General features: G+C 72.7%; 16 protein-coding genes. 9 read left to right on the top strand and 7 right to left on the bottom strand.

Going from position 1 to position 19,224, the window contains the following annotated elements:
- The coding region (locus DKT68_RS21865) for an MFS transporter (RefSeq protein ID WP_109819270.1) at window positions 1-1,406 on the bottom strand (1,406 nt) is incomplete at its 3' end.
- 75 nt (window positions 1,407-1,481) lie between these two features.
- On the opposite strand from DKT68_RS21865, the gene DKT68_RS21860 reads away from it, so the two are divergent.
- From DKT68_RS21860 to DKT68_RS21850, 3 genes are all read left to right on the top strand, one after another.
- Entirely contained in the window at window positions 1,482-1,916 is a 435-nt protein-coding gene (locus tag DKT68_RS21860; protein WP_236647025.1) for a winged helix-turn-helix transcriptional regulator, read from the top strand.
- Between the two features lie 101 nt (window positions 1,917-2,017).
- Window positions 2,018-2,605 carry a TetR/AcrR family transcriptional regulator gene (locus tag DKT68_RS21855; protein WP_109819269.1) on the top strand — a complete coding sequence of 196 codons (588 nt, stop codon included), beginning with the start codon at window positions 2,018-2,020 and terminating at the stop codon, window positions 2,603-2,605.
- Window positions 2,605-4,824 (top strand): MMPL family transporter, encoded by a 2,220-nt coding sequence (locus tag DKT68_RS21850; protein WP_109819268.1) that lies wholly within the window; start codon window positions 2,605-2,607, stop codon window positions 4,822-4,824. Before DKT68_RS21855 ends, DKT68_RS21850 begins: the two co-directional genes overlap by 1 nt.
- 111 nt (window positions 4,825-4,935) lie before the next feature.
- Here DKT68_RS21850 and DKT68_RS21845 read toward each other — a convergent pair whose 3' ends face one another.
- Window positions 4,936-6,192 (bottom strand): erythromycin esterase family protein, encoded by a 1,257-nt coding sequence (locus DKT68_RS21845; protein ID WP_109819267.1) that lies wholly within the window; start codon window positions 6,190-6,192, stop codon window positions 4,936-4,938.
- A gap of 111 nt (window positions 6,193-6,303) precedes the next feature.
- On the opposite strand from DKT68_RS21845, the gene DKT68_RS21840 reads away from it, so the two are divergent.
- The gene (locus DKT68_RS21840; RefSeq protein WP_109819266.1) at window positions 6,304-6,495 is read left to right on the top strand and encodes a DUF2795 domain-containing protein; all 192 of its coding nucleotides are present in this window, start codon (window positions 6,304-6,306) and stop codon (window positions 6,493-6,495) included.
- A gap of 31 nt (window positions 6,496-6,526) precedes the next feature.
- Here the strand turns inward: DKT68_RS21840 and DKT68_RS21835 are convergent, their stop codons facing one another.
- Window positions 6,527-7,441 (bottom strand): Gfo/Idh/MocA family protein, encoded by a 915-nt coding sequence (locus tag DKT68_RS21835; RefSeq protein WP_109819272.1) that lies wholly within the window; start codon window positions 7,439-7,441, stop codon window positions 6,527-6,529.
- Between the two features lie 288 nt (window positions 7,442-7,729).
- Here DKT68_RS21835 and DKT68_RS21830 point away from each other — a divergent pair, with 288 nt between their 5' ends.
- Both DKT68_RS21830 and DKT68_RS21825 read left to right on the top strand, forming a co-directional pair.
- Window positions 7,730-8,122 (top strand): hypothetical protein, encoded by a 393-nt coding sequence (locus DKT68_RS21830; RefSeq protein WP_109819265.1) that lies wholly within the window; start codon window positions 7,730-7,732, stop codon window positions 8,120-8,122.
- Entirely contained in the window at window positions 8,115-8,531 is a 417-nt protein-coding gene (locus tag DKT68_RS21825) for a hypothetical protein (RefSeq protein WP_089019198.1), read from the top strand. The genes DKT68_RS21830 and DKT68_RS21825 overlap by 8 nt, the downstream gene beginning before the upstream one ends.
- An 83-nt stretch (window positions 8,532-8,614) precedes the next feature.
- Here the strand turns inward: DKT68_RS21825 and fabG are convergent, their stop codons facing one another.
- On the bottom strand, window positions 8,615-9,373 hold the full coding sequence (gene fabG / locus DKT68_RS21820) for a 3-oxoacyl-ACP reductase FabG (RefSeq protein ID WP_109819264.1): 759 nt from the start codon (window positions 9,371-9,373) through the stop codon (window positions 8,615-8,617).
- A gap of 328 nt (window positions 9,374-9,701) precedes the next feature.
- Here fabG and DKT68_RS21815 point away from each other — a divergent pair, with 328 nt between their 5' ends.
- On the top strand, window positions 9,702-13,430 hold the full coding sequence (locus DKT68_RS21815) for a S8 family serine peptidase (protein WP_201749139.1): 3,729 nt from the start codon (window positions 9,702-9,704) through the stop codon (window positions 13,428-13,430).
- Between the two features lie 90 nt (window positions 13,431-13,520).
- On the opposite strand, the gene DKT68_RS21810 is transcribed toward DKT68_RS21815, so the two are convergent.
- The gene (locus DKT68_RS21810; protein WP_109819262.1) at window positions 13,521-15,173 is read right to left on the bottom strand and encodes an alpha-amylase family protein; all 1,653 of its coding nucleotides are present in this window, start codon (window positions 15,171-15,173) and stop codon (window positions 13,521-13,523) included.
- Window positions 15,174-15,287: 114 nt separating this feature from the next.
- Between DKT68_RS21810 and DKT68_RS21805 the strand changes: the two genes are divergently transcribed.
- Both DKT68_RS21805 and DKT68_RS21800 read left to right on the top strand, forming a co-directional pair.
- Window positions 15,288-15,902 (top strand): DUF1349 domain-containing protein, encoded by a 615-nt coding sequence (locus DKT68_RS21805; protein ID WP_109819271.1) that lies wholly within the window; start codon window positions 15,288-15,290, stop codon window positions 15,900-15,902.
- 96 nt (window positions 15,903-15,998) lie between these two features.
- Window positions 15,999-16,670, top strand: coding sequence for a DedA family protein (locus DKT68_RS21800; RefSeq protein ID WP_109819261.1), 672 nt, complete (start codon window positions 15,999-16,001; stop codon window positions 16,668-16,670).
- Window positions 16,671-16,681: 11 nt separating this feature from the next.
- On the opposite strand, the gene DKT68_RS21795 is transcribed toward DKT68_RS21800, so the two are convergent.
- Window positions 16,682-18,247: a cellulose binding domain-containing protein gene (locus DKT68_RS21795; RefSeq protein WP_109819260.1), complete on the bottom strand. Its 1,566-nt coding sequence runs from the start codon at window positions 18,245-18,247 to the stop codon at window positions 16,682-16,684.
- 102 nt (window positions 18,248-18,349) lie between these two features.
- Window positions 18,350-19,224: chitinase (locus tag DKT68_RS21790; protein ID WP_146218411.1), on the bottom strand; the 875-nt coding region annotated here is incomplete at its 5' end.

The following is a 19,224-nucleotide window of genomic DNA, read 5'->3' as shown; positions in this document are numbered from 1 at the left end:
AGATGTGTATACGAGGCAGGCGTGGTCAGCGCGACCAGCAGCGCGGCGACCACCAGGGCGGCGGCGACGGCGAACGCCATCCGGTAGCCGCCTGCCAGCGCGGCCGTGTCGGCCCAGCCGGCGGCCCGCAGACCGTCGGTGCGCGTGGCGGCCAGGGTGGCCAGCACGGCCAGCCCGACCGCGCCGCCGACCTGCTGGGTGGTGTTGGCCAGCCCCGAGGCGAGCCCGGCGTCCGTGTCGGTCGCGCCGGACATGGCGAGCGTGGTGACCGCCGGCAGGGTCAGGCCGCCGGCCACCCCGAAGATCAGCATCGCGGGGAGCACGTCGGCGAGGTAGCCGCCGTCGGCGGGCAGCCGGGCGAGCAGTAGGAAACCGACGGTCGCCAGGCCGAGCCCGGCCAGCAGCACGGCCCGGGCGCCCCACCGGCCGATCAGCCGACCGGCCAGGCCGAGCGACACCACCGCGATCACGACGGGGGTGGGCAGGAAGGCCCAGCCGGTCGCGGCCGCGTCCAGCCCGAGGACCAGTTGCAGCTCCACGGCGAGCAGGAACTGGAAACCGAAGTACGCCGAGACCATGAGGAACTGCACGGCGTTCGCCGCGACCAGTCCGGGGACGCGCAGCACCCGGGCCGGCAGCAGTGGGGTGGCCGCCACGCGCTGCCGGGCGGCGAACCCGCCGAGCAGCAGCGCCGCGAGTGCCGTCGCGCCAAGGGTCCGCGGGCTGGTCCAGCCGTGCTCGCCGGTTCCCACGATGCCCAGCACGGCGGCCATCAGTCCGGCGGTGGCGAGCAGCGCGCCGGGCAGGTCCAGGCCCGCCCGGAGGCCGATGCCCCGCTCGGCGGGGAGCCGGCGGACGGCGGCGAGCAGGATGGCAGCCCCGATCGGCAGGTTGACCAGGAAGATCGACCGCCAGCCGGCCGCCTCGGTGAGCAGGCCGCCCGCCACCGTGCCGACCGAGGCGCCGGCCGCCCCGGTGAAGCTGAACACGGCGATCGCGCGGGCCCGCTCGGCCGGCTCGGGATAGAGCCGGACGATCATGCCGAGGCTGACCGCCACGGCCAGGGCTCCGCCGACGCCCTGGCCGAACCGGGCGACGACCAGCAGGGCCGGCCCGGTGGCCAGCGCGCAGGCCAGCGAGGCCAGGGTGAACAGGGCGATGCCGGTCAGGAAGACGCGTCGCCGGCCGAGCAGGTCGCCGAGACGGCCGGCGAGCAGCAGCAGCCCGCCGAACGCGACCAGGTAAGCGTTGACCACCCAGGCCAGGCCGGCGGGGGTGAAGCCCAGGTCGCGTTGCACGGCGGGCAGGGCCACCGCGACGACGCTGCCGTCCAGGATGATCATCAGGCTGCCGGCGCAGAGCACGAGCAGCGCCGGCCAGCGGGACGGGACGACGACGGGGTTCATGGAACGCCTCCTTGGTGCATGGTTTGTTACCGACGCCATCGTCTGTGACCATGAGCGGGAGCGGAAGGAGGCACTGTGATGTCCCAGAGGAACAGCGATGTGCCCGCGCTGGTCGAGGCCGAGCTGACCTGCGCTCCCGGGAACGTGCCGTTCACCCACGGACAGGCTCGGGCGTGCACCGTCCGCGAGGTGCTCGACCGGGTCGGCGGAAAGTGGAGCATCAGCATCCTGGTGTCCGCCTCGAACGGGCCGGTGCGCTTCACCGAGCTGGAGCGGCACATCGAGGGGATCAGTCGCCGGATGCTCACGCTGACCCTGCGCAACCTGGAACGCGACGGCCTGCTGCACCGCACGGTCTATCCGACCGTTCCCCCGAAGGTCGAGTACACGGCCACCCCGATGGCGCTGGAGCTGTACGAGTCGCTGGTGGCGTTGACCAGCTGGGCCGAGCGGCACCGCCGGGCCATCTCCGAGGCGCGGACCAGGTACGACGCGGAGCACGCCGGTTAAACCGGGCCGGGGTGTGGGGAATGCCACGCCCCTCATCTGACCGATCGGTCAGGGTCTGACCGATCGGTCAGGCATGCTGGTCTGCGGGAGGTGGACCGGTGATGGCCAGAGCGGTGTCCGAGACGCACGGCGAGATCCTCGCCGCGGCGGCGCGACGGTTCGCGGCGACCGGCTACCGGGGCACCTCGTTGCAGGACATCGCCCGCGAGGTCGGCTGCTCCAAGGCCACCGTGCTCTACCACTTCGCCAACAAGGAAGCTCTGCTCGCCGAGCTGATGGCCCCGGCCATCGCCGTCCTGCAGGAGCTCGACGACCGGCTCGCCGGCCTGACCGGCGGGGCCGCCCAGCAGGTCGCCGCCGTGGGCTTCGTCGACCTCGCGGTGCGCTTCCGGCGGGAGATCGCGCTGCTCCGCGGCGAGTTCCCGGAGCTGCTGGCCCAGCCGGCCTTCGCGCACATCCAGCAGATCTCCGAGCGCCTGCGGGACGCCTTCGCCGGGCACTCCGACCGGCCGGGCGCCCGGATCGCCGCGCTGGTGCTGCTCGCCGGCATTTCCGAGGCGTGCGCCGAGTTCGTCGACGTTCCCGACGACGAGCTGCGCCCCGCCCTGCTCGCCCTCGTCCGGCGGGCCGTCGAGCCCGTCGAGTCCCCCCAGCCCCAACCACCCACGACCGAGGACAAGGAATCCTGATGGCCACCCTGCTCTACCGGCTCGGCCGGGGCGCGCTGCGTCGGCGACGGCTCGTCGTCGCGCTCTGGCTCGTCGTACTCGTCGTCGCCGGCCTGGCCGCGGCGACCCTGCGCGGCCCGACGGCGAGCAACTTCACCATGCCCGGCACCGAGAGCCAGCGCGCGCTGGACCTGCTCGCCGAGCAGTTCCCCGCGGCCAGCGGCGCCACCGGCACCATCGCGGTCAAGGCGCCCGGCGACGGCCAACTGGCCAGCCCGCAGGGCCGTGCCGTGGTGCAGGAGGTCGTCCAGCAGGCCAGCGCGCTGCCCGGCGTGGTCGGCGCGGTCGACCCGTTCCAGGTCGGCGCGGTCTCGCCCGACGGGCAGTACGCGCTGGTCCAGGTCCAGTTCGCCACCGGCGGGGACGAGGTGACCGACGAGCAGCGCACCGCGTACGAGCAGGTCGGCGCGGCCGCCGAGGCGCAGGGTTGGCAGGTCGCGCCGGGCGGCGAGGTGCTGGGCGGCGAGCCGGAGATCGGCTCGACCGAGGCACTCGGCGTGCTGGTCGCCGCGATCGTCCTGGTCCTCACCTTCGGCTCGCTGGTGGCCGCCGGGATGACCATGCTCAACGCCCTGATCGGCGTGGGCGTCGGCATGGCCGGCCTGTTCGCGCTGAGCAGCGTGGTCGAGCTGACCAGCACCGCGCCGATCCTGGCGCTGATGCTCGGTCTCGCGGTCGGCATCGACTACTCGCTGTTCATCACCTCCCGGCACCGGCAGAACCTGCTCGACGGCCTGTCCCCGGAGGAAGCGGTCGGCCGGGCCGTGGGCACCGCCGGCTCGGCCGTCGTCTTCGCGGGCGCCACCGTGGTCATCGCCCTGGCTGGCCTGGCCGTCGTGGACATCCCGTTCCTCACCGTGATGGGTCTCGCCGCCGCCGGCACGGTCACCGTCGCGGTGCTCGTCGCGATCACCCTCCAGCCCGCACTGCTCGGCTTCGCCGGGCGCCGGGTGCTCCCCCGCCGGCTGCGCTCCGTCGCCGCCGACGAGTCGCCGACCGACGGCGTGGATGTCACCGACCGGCCGCTCGCCGACACCGCGCCGGCCGAGGACCGGTCCGGCTTCGGCTTCCGCTGGGCGCGGCTGGTGACCCGGTTCCGGGTACCGGTCATCCTGGTCGGCCTGCTCGGCCTCGGGCTGCTCGCGCTGCCCACGCCGGACATGCGGCTGGCCCTGCCGGACGCCTCGACGGCGGCCGTCGGCTCGCCCGCCCGGGTGTCGAACGACCTGATCACCGAGGGCTTCGGGGCGGGCTTCACCGGCCGGCTCGCGGTGGTCGTCGCCGGCGACACGCCGCAGGCCACCTCGGCTGCCGTGCCGCAGGTCACCGCCCTGATCCAGCGCACCGACAACGTGCTCGCGGTGGCGCCGCCGCAACTCAGCCCGGACGGCCGGACGGCGCTGCTCGGGGTCGTGCCGAAGACCGGCCCGACCGACGAGGCCACCGAGACCCTGGTGCACGACATCCGTGACTCCGTCGGCGGGATCCGCGATGCCGACGTGCTGCTCACGGGTGTCACCGCGATCGGCATCGACGTCTCCGAGAAGCTCTCCGACGCGCTGCCGGTCTACCTGCTGCTGGTCGTCGGGCTGTCGGTGCTGCTGCTGATGCTGGTGTTCCGCTCGCTGCTGGTGCCGGTCAAGGCCGCGCTGGGCTTCCTGCTCACCGTCGCCGCCACGTTCGGCATCACGGTGGCGGTCTTCCAGCAGGGGCACCTCGCCAGCCTCGTCGGCCTGGACACGCCGGGCCCGCTGATCAGCTTCCTGCCGATCCTGCTCATCGGCATCCTGTTCGGGCTCGCCATGGACTACGAGGTGTTCCTGGTGTCCCGGATGCGGGAGGACTTCGTGCACGGCGAGTCCGCCCGGGAGGCCACGATCAGCGGCATGGGACACGGCGCCCGGGTGGTCACCGCCGCCGCGCTCATCATGATCTCCGTCTTCGGGGGCTTCGTCTTCCTGGAGGACCCGGTGATCAAGTCGATGGGCTTCGCGCTGGCGGTGGGTGTGGCCATCGACGCCTTCGTGGTCCGGATGACCATCGTTCCGGCGGTGATGTCGCTGCTCGGCGACCGCGCCTGGTGGCTCCCCCGCTGGCTGTCCCGCCTCCTGCCGAACGTCGACATCGAGGGCGAGGGCCTGCGCGCCAAACTGGCGGACCAGACCCCGACCCACGTCTGACCCCCAGCCCCACCTCCAACCGGTCGATCATGGAGTTGTGGTGCCCGTTGAGCCCCGAACCGGGGCCTTCGTCCGGCACCACAACTCCGTGACCGGCGCGGCCGGCCAGGGTCAGACGCCGGCCGGGTAGGTTTCCATCTCGCCCGCCACGGCCGGGACCGGAAGCGGGTGCAGGGCCGTGGTCTCGTCGCACCAGATGAAGGCGTCGTAGCGTTCCCCGAGTCGGGTGGGCACGTAGTTCCCCCAGGACTCGAAGGACGGGTCGTAGACGACCCCGATCGCCCGGTGGTCCGCGGTGCCGGTGACCCAGCCGGGCTGGTCGTCGCCACCGAAGACCAGCACCGCCCGCTCCGGCATCAGCTCGTGCAGCCGCCGCTCGACCGACCCCTCCCGGGCCGGCGGGACGACCATCGCCTCGGCCGGTGAGCCCCACCGCGGGGCGGCGATCGCCGTACCCCGGTAGCTGCCGAAGCCGATCAGCGCCACCGCCTCGTCACCGTGCCGCTCCCGGGCCAACTGGCCGATGTTGATCAACCCGTCGGCGGTCATGTCCGTGGCCCGCGCGTCCCCGACGTGCGTGTTGTGCGCCCAGACGATCCCCCGCGCGTCCGGGCCGTACCGCTCCAGCAGCCGGTCCAGGGTGTCCTGCATGTGGGTGTCGCGGATGTTCCACGAATCCGGGCCGCCGCCCACCATGGCCCGGTAGTAACGCTCCGCGCCGGCCACCACCTCCGCGTTCTGCCAGGCCGAGAAGCGGTCCGGGCCATCGGAGAGCGCCTGCTCCCGGGTCCGCGCCAGCAGCCGGACCACCTCCTCCTCGCACCGGGCGGAGACGAACCGGCTGGCAGCGCCGTACTCCTCGACCCGTTTGCCGTACGGCTCGAAGCACCGGTACGCGTCCTGCGCCGCCTCCAGCGAGGCCGGATCCTCCTCCCCCAGGTAGTCGAAGATCGCCTGCATCGACTCCCAGAGGCTGTACACGTCGAGGCCGTGGAAGCCGGCCCGTTGATCCTCCGGCCGTTCCAGGTTCCACGCCCGCATCCAGCGGCAGAACCGGGCCACCTCGGCGTTCGCCCACATCCAGGTCGGCCACCGCTCGAACCGCTCCAGCGCGGTCTGCGGGTCGGGCGCACCGCCCTGCGCGCCGGTGACCGAACGGTGCACCCGGTCGCAGTCCGGCCAGTCGCCCTCCACGGCCACGAACGAGAAGCCGCACTCCGCGATCAGCCGGCGAGTCAACTGCTCGCGCAGCCGGTAGTAGTCGTAGCTGCCGTGGGTGGATTCGCCGATCATCACCACCCGGGCGTCCCGGACGCGCTCCAACAACGGGTCGAAGTCGCTCGGCGCGCCGAGCCGCTGAACCAGCATGTCCGGGGCTACCCGGCGGTCGCTCCGACAAACCGTCGGCGCGCCGCGCGCCGACACGCCGTCCGCCGGGCCTGCTGGTGTACGGGTGGAACGAGCGGGTAGCCGACCGGCATGACCGTCACCGGGGTTCAGTTGCAGGAGTACCTCGCCGGGCTCGACTACCCGGTCTCCCGCGAGGACCTGGTCCGCTGGGCGCAGGAGAACGGCGCCAGCACGGCGATGTTGCAGATGCTGCACTCGTTGCCGGTGGAGCAGTTCGAGTCGCCGGACGAGCTGAACGCCGCCCTGACAACCGTCTCCTGATGTGACCGACCCACTCGGCGCGCCTCGGTGATCAAGAGGTCCGTGTCTTCGGGAGGGGGACCGTGCGGGACTCGGCGCGGGCGGTTTCGGCGGCGGCGAGGATGGCGACGACCTCACGGCCGAAGCGGACGTCGCACCGGTGGTCGCGGGTGCCCGCCTGCACCTGCTCGACGAGCTGGTCGATCGCCACGCCGAACGCCGTGGCCGGGTCGTTCTCGCCGTACGGGACCGTCTCGATGCCGTTCTCGCCGTAGAACACGAACTCGCGGGCCATCGCCTCCTGCGGGGCGTCCAGGGAGAGCGAGGCGCTGCTGGTGGCGCCGCCCTCGTGGGTGAGCAGCAGGTGGATCATCCCGCTCGGGCCGTCCATCGCCGCCACCTGGGTCACCCGGCCCAGCACCGGCAGGATGATCGAGAGCGCGTGCGGGGCGATGTCCCAGAGCGCGCCGTGCTCGCGGCGCCACAGCGAGCCGCCGTACGGGCTGCCCTCGCGGAAGATCGAGTTGAACGCGGTGGTCCGCCCGTGCTGCCAGCCCCCGGCCGCGGCGGTCGCGGCCAGGAACGCGGTCACGTTCGGCTGGAACCGCTGGGTGAAGAAGACCACGGAGGCGACCCCGGACGCCTCGGCGGCGGCGACCACCCGGTCGGCGTCCTCGATGGTGAGCGCCAACGGCTTGTCCAGCAACAGGTGCCGGCCGGCGGCGGCCGCCCGGACCGCGATGTCGGCCTGGATGTTCGGCGGCAGCGCGACGGCGACCGCCTCGCACACCTCGAGCAACGCGTCGACCTCGGCGAACGCCGGCACGCCGTACCGTTCGGCCAGCGCGGCGGCCCGCTCCGGGTTGCGCCCCCAGACCCCGACCAGTTCCGCGTCCGGGTGTGCGTGCAGCGCCTTCCCGTGCGTCTCGATCGCCCAGTGACCGGTGCCGAACAAGCCGAACCGCAGCACGTGTACCTCCGCCGTTTCCCCTCGCCCGCGGCGACGCCACGGGCGTGATCCACGCTAGTCGCCCCACCAGCCGTGCTGGCGGCGGGTCGTCCAACCGGGACCAGCGGGTTCGCGGCGTTCCGAGGGCGGAGCGACCGGCGACGGTCGACGGTGCCACCGGGCGGCGTCACCCCGTTCGTGGGTCAGCTCGACAGCGAGCGGCGGAGGACAGCGAGGCAGCATCGCCGGGTACTACGACGGTTAGTAGGCTGTGCCGGTGACCGAGGCAACGACCGGGTGGGGCAGATGACCGGCGCGGCGGCCAACTCGCCGGTGGACGGGATCCTGGCGACGGTGTCGATCGTGCTGTCGCTGCTCGTCGCCGTGTGGGCGCTGGTGGCGGCGGTACGCCACCGGCCACCGGACCGGGTGCAGTTCGTCGGCCTGGCCGTACTGGAAGTGGCGCTGCTCGCGCTCACCGTGCTGGCGCTGGTCGCGATCGGCGGCGGGGACCGGCCCGGCGAGCCCGGCGCCTTCTTCGGCTACCTGGTCACGCTGGTCTGCCTGCCGCCGCTGGCCTGGGTGCTGGCCCGGATGGAGCCGACGCGCTGGGGTTCGGCGATCGTCTGCGCGGTCTGCCTGGTGGCACCGGTCGTGGTGGTGCGGTTGCAGCAGACCTGGGAGGTCCTCGGTGGTTGAGACACGACCGGCCCGGCGCGCCACGAACACCGGCCCGGGGCGGCTGCTGATCGCGGTCTACCTGCTCTTCGCCATCGCCGCGACCAGCCGGGCGGGCCTGCAGATCGCCACCAGGTTCGACGAGGCGCCGGTGGCGTACCTGCTCTCCGCGCTGGCCGCGCTCATCTACATCGTGGCCGCGGTGGGGCTGGCCCGCGCCGGGCACACCGGCCGGCGGGTCGCTCTGGCCTGCTGCTCGCTGGAGCTGGTCGGGGTGGTCGCGGTCGGCGTCCTGAGCCTGGCCGACAGGGAGCTCTTCCCCGACGAGACGGTCTGGTCGCAGTTCGGCAGCGGGTACGGCTACATCCCGCTGGTGCTGCCGGTGCTCGGCCTGTTCTGGCTCTGGCGTACCCGCCGCGACCCCGCATGACCTCCCGCCCGGTCTGACCGGGCGGCCCCCGGAACACGTCGGGGCGCTCCCCGTGCAGGGAGCACCCCGACCGGGAGCGCCGGTCAGTCCCGCGGGCCGCCGGCGACGTAGATGACCTGACCGGAGACGAACCCGGCCCCCTCGCTGGCGAGGAACGAGATGGTGTGGGCCACGTCCTCCGGCCGACCGGGGCGACGGACCGGGATCTGCGCGGCGGCGTGCTTCTGGAAGTCCTCGAAGTCGACCTTCATCCGCGCGGCGGTCGCGGCGGTCATGTCGGTGACGATGAAGCCGGGCGCGACCGCGTTGACGGTCACCCCGAACGGCCCCAGCTCGATGGCGAGCGTCTTGGTGAAGCCCTGGAGGCCGGCTTTCGCGGCGGCGTAGTTCGCCTGGCCCCGGTTGCCCAGCGCGGAGGTGCTGGAGAGGTTGACGATCCGCCCCCACCGGCGATCCACCATGTGCTTCTGGGCCGCCTGGCTGAACAGGAACGCCCCGCGCAGGTGCACCCCCATGACCGTGTCCCAGTCGGCGTTGCTCATCTTGAACAGCAGGTTGTCGCGGAGCACGCCGGCGTTGTTGACCAGCACGGTGGGCGCGCCCAACTCGGCGGCGATCCGCTCCACGGCGGCCTCGACCTGGGGTCGGTCGGACACGTCGGCGCCGACGCCGAGCGCGCGGCCGCCGGCGCCCGCGATGGCGTCCACGGTCTCCTTGGTGGCCGCCTCCTCGATGTCGACCACGGCGACGGCCATGCCGTCGGCGGCCAGCCGCCGGGCGGTGGCCGCACCGATACCGCGTGCGGCGCCGGTGACGATGGCGACGCGGGGCTCCTCCGACATGATTACCTCCGGGTAACTTGGCTCGATCGATGGAGCTTAACCCGTCCCCCGCCGGACGCCAGACCCTGACCGGACCACCCGTCGCCACGGCACGACGCGGCGGAACCGGGGCCACCGAACGGATTGCCGGTCAGGAACACGGTTTGCCGCGTGCCGGCCCGGCGCCCGAAGTTGTCCTATACGAAACGATCTTGGCGGCGTACCGTCGCGTCTGGTCCTCCCGGATGTGCCCGCCGCCCCCGCCGATCCGACCTCGACGGACATCCGGAGACGTCGCTGCCGACGACGCCAGCGACAGGCGTATCCGACGAGGCAAGGAACACATCACGTGACTTTCTCGCATCCCCGTGGAGCCTGGCTCGCCGCCATGGTCGCCACGGTCCTGGCGGCGGCCGGAGGCTCACCAGCCCACGCCGCCGAGCCCGGTTCGACGGCCACACCCGGCCCGACCACCGCACCCGTCGACCTGCCCACGCAGCCCGGCACCCGGTCGGTCACCCTCATCACCGGTGACGTGGTCACCACCCGACAGAACGCGAACGGCGGCACCGTCGACGCCCGGCGCCCGGACGGCAGCCCGGCCCCGGTGCGGGTGGTGGAGGCGGGCGACGACCTCTACGTCTACCCGCAGTCCGTGCTGCCGTACGTGGCCGCGGACACGCTGGACAAGCGGCTGTTCAACGTCACCCGCCTGATCGCCGACGGGTACGACGACGCGCGGGTGGACCACCTGCCGCTGATCGTGTCCTACACCGACGCGGCCGGCCTGCGCGCCGGGGCCGCACCCGCCGGGACGACCCGCACCCGCACGCTGAGCAGCATCTCGGGTGCCGCCCTGAGGGAGGACCGCGACCGGGCCGACGAGTTCTGGGCAGCGGTCACCGCGGACGCCGCCAGGTCGACCGCCACGGCCGGCGGCACGGGCCGCTTCGCCGGCGGGATCGCCAAGATCTGGCTGGACGGACGGGTACACGCCGACCTCGCCGACACCACCGCGCAGATCGGCGCCCCGGAGGTGTGGGCCGGTGGCGACACCGGCGCGGGCGTGCGGGTGGCCGTGCTGGACACCGGCATCGACGCGGCCCACCCGGACCTCACCGACCGGATCGGCACGTCCGCCGTGTTCGTGCCGGGCGAGGAGATCACCGACCGGATCGGGCACGGCACCCACGTCGCCTCCACCATCGCCGGCACCGGCGCCGCCTCCGGCGGTCGGGAGAAGGGTGTCGCACCTGACGCCCAGCTCGCCATCGGCAAGGTGCTCAGCGACGCCGGGTTCGGGCAGGATTCCTGGATCCTCGCGGGCATGGAGTGGGCGGCCCGGGACGCGGACGCCAGCGTCATCAACATGAGCCTGGGCTCCAACCAGCCCAGCGACGGGACCGACCCGATCAGCCAGGCGGTCAACACGCTCAGCGCCGAGACCGGCGCCCTGTTCGTCGTCTCCGCCGGCAACGCCGGCGCCCCGGGCACCGTCGCCGCGCCGGGTGCGGCGGACGCCGCGCTGACCGTCGGGGCGGTCGACAGCGAGGACCAGCTCGCCTCCTTCTCCAGCCAGGGCCCGAGGATCAGCGACGAGGCCATCAAGCCGGAGCTGACGGCGCCCGGCGTCGGGGTGCTCGCGGCCCGGTCGCAGTACGCGCCCGGCGAGGGCTCCTACCAGGCCATGAACGGCACCTCGATGGCCGCCCCGCACGTGGCGGGCGCCGCAGCCCTGCTCGCCGCGAAGCACCCGGCCTGGACCGGCCAGCAGCTCAAGGACGCCCTGGTCAGCACCACCCGGGCCACCCCGCGGTACGACGCCTACCAGGCCGGCACCGGCCGGGTCGACGTCGCGGCGGCGGTCCGCGCCCCGGTCGTCGCCACCGGCACCGTCTCGACCAGCGTGCGGTACGACACCGCGAAGGCGGGCGGCAGCACGCAGCCGGTGACGTACACCAACACCACCGGCCAGCCGATCACGCTGAGCCTGGGGCTGGACGCCGCCACCGCGCCGGCCGGCCTGTTCAGCCTCTCCGCGACGCACCTGACCGTGCCCGCGAACGGCACCGCCACGGTCACCCTGACCACGGACACCTCCCGGGCCAGCGCCGGCAGCCGGTACACCGGTCAGGTCGTCGCCGCCGGGCCGGACCGGGCCGCGCTGACCCGCACCGCGATCGCCGTCGGCACCTTCACCCCGTACCACCAGCTCCGTCTGGAACTGACCGACCGCTCCGGGAAGCCGGCCAGCGGCATCGTCGAGCTGGGCCAGCCCGGCAGCTACGAGCCGGCCTTCGTCGAGACCGACCCGGACGGCACGGCGCAGCTCTACCTGCCCGAGGGCGTCTACTCGGCGATGAGCTTCCTGAACGTCACCGGCAGCCACGGGCCGAACTCCCTCGGCCTGGCGCTGCTCGGCGACCCCGACATCGACCTGCGGAAGGACACCACGATCCGGCTGGACGGCAAGGCGGCCCGCCGGGTCGAGTCGTCGGTGCCCCAGCGGACCGCCGACACGTTCACCCGGCTGGACTACTACCGGTCCCAGGGGGCGGGCCGGTGGCGCTCGTTCATCGCCGGCGGCGTCTTCTACGACAGCTTCTGGGCCCAGCCGACCGATCACGACGTGCGGCACGGCGACTTCTACCTCGGCGCACGCTGGCGTAAGGAACAGCCGGTGCTGAGCGTCCGCACCACGAAGGTCGACTTCGACGACGTGGTCCGGCAGCAGAGCACCACCCAGTTGCCGAAGGGCCGCTGGACACTGCCGGCGGTCTTCGCGGGCAACGGCGCCCCGAGCGACTACGCCGGGCTCGACGCCCGGGGCAAGGTGGTCGTGGTCCGGCACAACTGGGACGTCAGCGACTCCGAGCAGGCCGCCGCCGCGACCGCCGCCGGCGCGAGGCTGATGCTGGTGGTGAACGACAACCCGTGGCGCGAGGTGCGCGACTACGGGATCGACTTCTTCACCCCCACGCCGATCGAGGTGGCGCTGCTCAGCACCGACGAGGGCGAGGCGCTGATCCAGCAGATCCAGCGCGGGTCGACCACGGTCGAGGTCGTCTCGCAGCCCGTCGCCGACTACGTGTACGACCTGGTCCAGGCGTACCACAACCGGATCCCGCGCGAGCTGACCCGGACCGAGACGCCGAAGACACTGGCCCGGATCGACGTCGGCTTCACCCTGCCGAGCCGGGAGGCCCGGGGTGGCGAGTTCCGGTTCGACTGGCCGTCGTACTCCGACTGGGGCATCGGCCAGACCAGCAACCGGCCCCTCGCGGCCGTCCGCACCGACTGGGTGTCGACCGGCGACCTCTACCAGTGGGGCCAGGAGGCGTACGTCGACTCCGACACGTACCAGATCGACACCCGGACCGGCTACCGGGCCGGCAGCCGCGGCGAGGAGCGGTTCTTCCAGCCAATCGAGCGGCCCCACCTGAACAACAACTTCAAGCTGCCCACCCGCTCGGGTGACGCTCTCAACGTGGACGTGCCCGGTTGGGGTGGGGCCGACCACGTCGGCATGGCGATGAACTCCGCCGAGCAGACCAACGAGCTCTACCAGGGCACGAGGCTCCTCGGCCGGAGCAGCAGCACGTGGGTCAGTGGCACCGCGCCGGGCGCCGGCGAACTGCCGTACCGGTTGGTGGTGCGGACCAGACAGGACCCGACCGCCGGCCGGTACTCCACCAGCACCGAGACGCGGTGGACGTTCCGGTCGACGGCGCCGGCCGCCGGGGCGGAGTCGAGCGTGCTGCCGCTGCTCCAGCTCGACTACGCCGTCGACACCGACGCCGCCGGCACCGCCCGGGGCCGGACCGACCTCACCGTGTCCGCCGCCCACCTGCCCGGTGTCACCGGGTGCGGCAGCATCCGTCCGGTCACCCTGGAGATCTCGTACGACGACGGCGCGCACTGGCAGAAGCAGCCGCTGGACCGCGCGAAGGACGGGTCCTGGACGGCGAAGCTGCGGGCGCCGAAGGGCGCGGGGTACGTCTCGCTGCGAGGCAGCGCCACGGACACCTCGGGGAACGCGGTCAGCCAGACCGTGATCCGCGCCTTCGGCGTGCGCTGATCCTCCGGCGATGAGCGCGTGACGTCCGGCCGGCGCTGACCGGTCGGACGTCACGCGTGACCGGGGGCGGCAGCCCGTCCCCGGCCGGGGTCAGCAGGCCGCGCCCCGACAGAGCCGGATCCAGCGGTAGCCGTGGCCGGAGACCTTGACCGCGCCGAGCTTGCCCAGCTCGCCGTAACCGCGGTCGGCGAGCACGTCGTTCGGCAGGTCGGCCTCGGCCTCCAGGGAGCTCAGGTCCACCTCGACGTCGTCGGTGCCCAGGTTGTGCAGGAAGACCATGGTCCCGGTCGGTCCGTCGGCCCGGTGCGCCAGCACTCCGGCCGGCGCCGGCACGTCGATGTGGCTGGTCGAGCCGGAGCCGACCTCCGGTGCCTCCCGCAGCGTCCGGATCATGCGTTCGAACCAGGCGAGCAGCGACTTCGAGTCACCGCGCTGGGCCGTCACGTTGACCTTCTGGTAGCCGAACTCACCCTTGTCGATCACCGGGCGGACCAGCTTCTCCGGGTCCGCCGTGGAGAAGCCGGCGTTCGGCTGGTACGACCACTGCATCGGGGTACGGATCGCCTCCCGGCCGGGCAGGGACAGGTCCTCGCCCATCCCGATCTCCTCGCCGTAGCGCAGCACCGGCGTGCCGCGCAGCGAGAACTGGAGGGCGTACGCCAGCTCGATGCGGCGTCGGTCGTTGCCGAGCATCGGTGCGAGCCGGCGGCGGATGCCCCGGTCGTAGATGCGCATGTCCTCGTCCGGGCCGAACTCCGCGTACACCTGGTTGCGCTGTTCGGTGGTGAGCCGGGAGAGGTCGATCTCGTCGTGGTTGCGCAGGAAGGTGGCCCACTGCCCGCCGACGGGCAGCGTCGGGGTGTCCCGCAGCGCCTCGATCAGCGACTCCGGGTCCTGGCGGGCCAGGGCCAGCATGAGTCGGCCGTTGAGCATGAAGTCGAAGAGCATGTGGATCCGGTTGCCGGAGCCGCCGGCGTCGCCGAAGAACGTCGGCAGCTGGTCCGGTTCGACGTTCGCCTCGGCCAGCAGGACGGCGTCTCCGCGTCGCCACTGGATGTGCTGGCGCAGCTCGGTGAGGAACTCGAAGTCCTTCGGCGAGTTCGGGTTGCCCGGCTCGGTCAGCTCGATGATGAACGGCACCGCGTCCATCCGGAAGCCGGAGACACCGAGCTGGAGCCAGAAGGACATGATCTTCTTGACCTCCGCCCGGACCGCCGGGTTGGCGAAGTTGAGGTCCGGCTGGAACTTGTAGAACCGGTGGTAATACCACGCCTTGGCGGTCCGGTCGTAGCTCCACGTCTCATTCTGCTCGCCGGGGAAGACCATGCCCTGGTGCCGGTCGTCCGGCTCGGTGTCGGACCACACGAACCAGTCGCGGTACGGCGAATCCGGCGACGAGCGGGCGGACTGGAACCACGGGTGCTCGTCCGAGGTGTGGTTGACCACCAGGTCGATGATCACCCGGATGCCCCGGTTCTGCGCCTGGTGCAGCAGCTCCGCGAAGTCGCCGAGGGTGCCGAAGCGCGGGTCCACGTTGTAGAAGTCGGTCGCGTCGTAGCCGTCGTCGCGGTTGGGCGACGGGTGGATCGGGTGCAGCCACAGGCAGGTCACCCCCAGCCGGGCCAGGTAGTCCAGCCGGCCGATCAGACCACGGATGTCACCGACCCCGTCGCCGTCCGAATCGGCGTACGTGTCGATGTCGAGACAGTAGACAACGGCTTCGGAATACCAACGGTCACCCATGCCGCAGAAACTTTTCCGGTCGATCACCACGGCAAACCCGGCCCGGCCGACCGGCGGAGCCCCGCGGGCCGGCGGCGCAGCGGATGGTCCCTGCCGGACGGTACCGTGCCGGTCATGGAGATCGACCTCGTACCGCCGAGCGAACCGTTGGACTGGGCCCGGGGCGACTGGCTGTATCCGCCGGTCAGTGCCGAGGAGGGGCCGGCGGGCGAGTTGATCGTCGAACCGGCGGCGGAGAGCGACCTCTGGCGGCGGACCAGCTACGGGTTCGTGCACGACAACGGGCCGGCCCTGCTGGCACCGCTGCCGGTCGGCAGCGCCATGGAGGTGAGCTTCACCCTCGACCTCAGCGGGCAGTTCGACCAGGCCGGCGCGCTGGTCCGGGTGGACGAGCGGAACTGGACCAAGGCCGGCGTCGAGGTGAGCGACGGCGAGCTCCAGCTCGGCGCGGTGGTGACCCGGGAGTTCTCCGACTGGTCGGTGGCGCCGGTGCCGGAGTGGGCGGGCCGGACGGTGACCGTCCGGGTCAGCCGGGCCGGCGACGCGTTGACCGTCCGGGCTCGGGTGGACGAGGAGCCGTGGCGGCTGGTCCGGCTCGCCCCGCTGGACCCGACGGCCGAGGCCACGGCCGGGCCGTTCTGCTGCGCCCCGGTCCGCGCCGGCCTCACCGTCGTGTTCACGGGCTGGCGGCAGGGGCCGGCCGACACCGCACTGCACCCGGAGCACTGACCGCCGTGCGGCGTGGCCCGGCCCACCGGCAGGTGTGCCGGTCGGCCGACGGGGTATGACCATCTGATCCCCGGCTGCCGACACGGAAGGACGACCATGGCGCTCGCCCAGGATGTCGACCCGTCCACGTTCACCGGGTTGACCGGTTGGGTGGCCACCGTGATCGACAGCATGGGGCCGGTCGGCGTGGCGCTGCTGGTGGCGCTGGAGAGCATCGTCCCGCCCATCCCCAGCGAGATCGTGCTGGCGCTCGCCGGCTACCTGGCCAGCGAGGGCCGGTTCAACCTGGTGCTCGTGGTGGTGGCCGCGACGGTCGGCTCGCTGGTCGGCGCGCTGGTGCTCTACTGGCTCGGCGCGGCGCTGGGCGAGGAGCGGCTCAAGCGCTGGCTGGACCGCATCCCGCTGGTGGACCGGGACGACCTGGAGAAGGCCGACCGCTGGTTCGAGCGGCACGGCCGCTGGGCGGTGCTGATCGGCCGGGTCGTGCCGGTGGTCCGCAGCCTGGTCTCCGTCCCGGCCGGGGCGAACCGGATGCCGCTGGGCGAGTTCATCCTGCTCACCACGATCGGCAGCGGGGTGTGGAACGCTCTCATCGTCGGGGCCGGCTACGCGCTCGGCAGCCGCTGGCAGGACGTCGAGCGGTACAGCGACTGGTTCAACTACGGGATCGTCGCGGTCTTCGTCGTCATGGTGGCCGGCTGGGTGGTCCGCAAGGTTCGCCGACGCCGGGGGCGCGACGACCGGCGGTCGGTGACCGCCGGTCGCTGACCCGCGTCCGCTCAGCCGAACTGGGCGGTGATCGACGTGAACTCCCAGGTGTTCTGCGCGATGCCGGAGCAGTGGGCGACGACTCCCCCGCCCGGGCACGGCCGGTCCCGGTTTACCGCCCAGAACGTGAACCGGGCCAGCCCGCGTGCCTCCGCCCAGTCCCGGATCTGCGTCCAGGTGGCCGGCGACGTCAGCTCCTGCTGGTCGGAGAGCCCGTTCATGCCGGAGATGCCCATGTGGGCGTACGCCGTCGCGTCGGACCAGCCGAAGGCCGTCTTCAGCGTGTTCTTCAGCCCCTCGGCGGCGTTGGTCGTGCTCTGGTACATGTTGGCCCCGCCGCCGAAGTCGAACGGCATGATGGTGAAGGTGTCGATGTTGGCGCCGAGCGCGGCGGCCTGGTTGATCAGCCGGGTGCCGTAGTACGACGGGCCGGTGGTCGTGGTGCCGAAGGTGATGATGGTCTTCAGCCCCGGGTTGTTCTGCTTGACGATCTTCAGTGCGCCGAGGATCCGGTCCTGCACGACCTCGTTCTCGAACTCGTCGCTGTTCTCGATGTCGATGTCGATCGCCTTGAGCCCGAACGCGTTGATCACCTGCTGGTACGCGCCGGCCAGGGCGCTCGCCGACGAGCAGTTCGGCCCGAGCTTGTTGCCGCTCCAGCCGCCGATGGACGGGATCACGTCGCCGCCGGCCGCCCGGATGGCCGCGATGGTGCTGGCGTGCGCGCCGCCGGTGAGCGGGCCGCCGCCGTCCCAGGCCGGGGTGCAGCCGCCACCGGAGAGCACGAAGGCGATGGTGAACCACTTCACGCCGGTCGCCGACATGACCGTCGCCGGGGCGGGCGGGTCACCCCAGCCCGGGTAGAGGTAGGGCGCGGCGGCCATCGAACCGCCGCCACCGGTGCACCCGGTGGTGCTCGCGGCGACCGCCGCCGATCGCGCCGACTCGCCGGAGGAGTTGTACGCGGCGACCGTGTAGCTGTGCGCCGAGCAGGCGGCCAACCCGGAGACGGTGGTCGAGGTGCCGGTGACGGTGGCGCGGACGGTCGAGCCCTCGTACACCCGGTAGCCGGTCACCGTGCCGCTGACCGCGTTCCAGGCCAGCGAGACGGCCGACGCGGTGGTACCGGTGACGCGCAGACCGCCGGGGGTGGCGGGGGCGCCCGGCGGTGTGGTCGGACCGCCGGCGCAGGGCGAGCCGTTGACCGTGCAGTTGGTGGGGTCTCCGGTGCCGGCGACGACGAAACCGAACGAGGTGCTCGCTCCGGCCGCCAGCGCGCCGTTCCAGGACTGGTTGCGGGCGGTCACGTGCTGACCGGAGCTGCTCACCAGAGCGTCCCAGGCCGACCCGACCGTGCTGCCCGCGGGCAGGTCGAACTGGACGTTCCACGAGGTGATCGCCGTGGACGTGTTGTTGGTGACGGTGAACTTCGCCTCGTACCCGCTGCTCCAGCTGCTGGTGCGGACGAAGGCGGCGGTGGCGGCCGACGCGGGCGGTGGCGCCACGACGGTGGCCGCCACCACGGCGGCGGCCAGCGCGACGGCGAACGTCGCCGCGCGGGGGGATCGGAGTTTCATGGTGGCCTCCAGGGACCGGGGTGGTGGGGGTTTCCGCCCGCACGGCCGGAGCTCCGGCCGTGCGGGCGGTGGCGCCGACGCCGGTGCGGGCGTCGGGACGGGTCAGGGCAGGGTGTCCAGGTGCGGGGCGACCGTGCGGGCGAAACCGTTGCCGTTGCTGACGTCCCAGTTCACCGACCAGGTCATCGCGCCCCGGATACCGGGGTAGGTGCGCGGCGGCCGGAAGCTGCCGCAGTTGGTGCCCCGGGCCAGGCAGTCCAGCGCGGCGTTGACCACGCTGGGAGCGACGATGCCGCCGCCGGCCGCGCCGGGCCCGGCGGGCAGGCCGAGGCCGACCTGGTCGGGCCGGAGCCCGGCCTCCAGTTGGATGCAGGCCAGCGCGACGATGAAGTTCACCGTGCCCTGGGCGTACGCGGCGTTCTGGTCGCAGCCGAGCATCGCCCCGGAGTTGTAGAACTGGGTGTTGACGACGGTGAGGATGTCCTTGATGTCCAGGGCCAGCTTGAAGTAGCCGCCGGCCGGGGACTGCATGTCGATGGTCTGCGGCGCCATCGCGATGATCAGCCCGGCGCCGACCTTGGCCCGGAGCGCGCGCAGCGCCTGCGCCATGTACGTCGGGTTGAGCCCGTTCTCCAGGTCGATGTCGATCCCGTCGAAGCCGTAGCGGGCGATCAGCGCGGCCGCGGTGTCGGCGAACGCGGTGGCCGAGGCGGGGTCGTTGACGGTGACCCGGCCGGCCTCGCCACCGACCGAGAGGATCACCCGCTTGCCCCGGGAGTGCAGGGTGCGTACGTCGGCGGTGAAGTCCGCGTCGGTGTAGCCGCCGAGCGCGGCGGCCAGCCCCGGGTCGATGCCGAAGGTGAGCGCGCCCGGCGTGGCGGTGGCCTCGGCGAAGGCGACCGCCACGAGGTCGTACTCGGCGGGGACGTCCCGCAGCCGCAGCTCGACGGCCGGGTTGTCGAAGTTGTGCCAGTAGC

Source organism: Micromonospora acroterricola (assembly GCF_003172955.1).
In the GTDB taxonomy this organism is placed as follows: Bacteria; Actinomycetota; Actinomycetes; order Mycobacteriales; family Micromonosporaceae; genus Micromonospora; species Micromonospora acroterricola.
The sequence above is the reverse complement of the archived record's forward strand: the minus strand, read 5'-3'. Positions and strand labels throughout refer to the sequence as shown.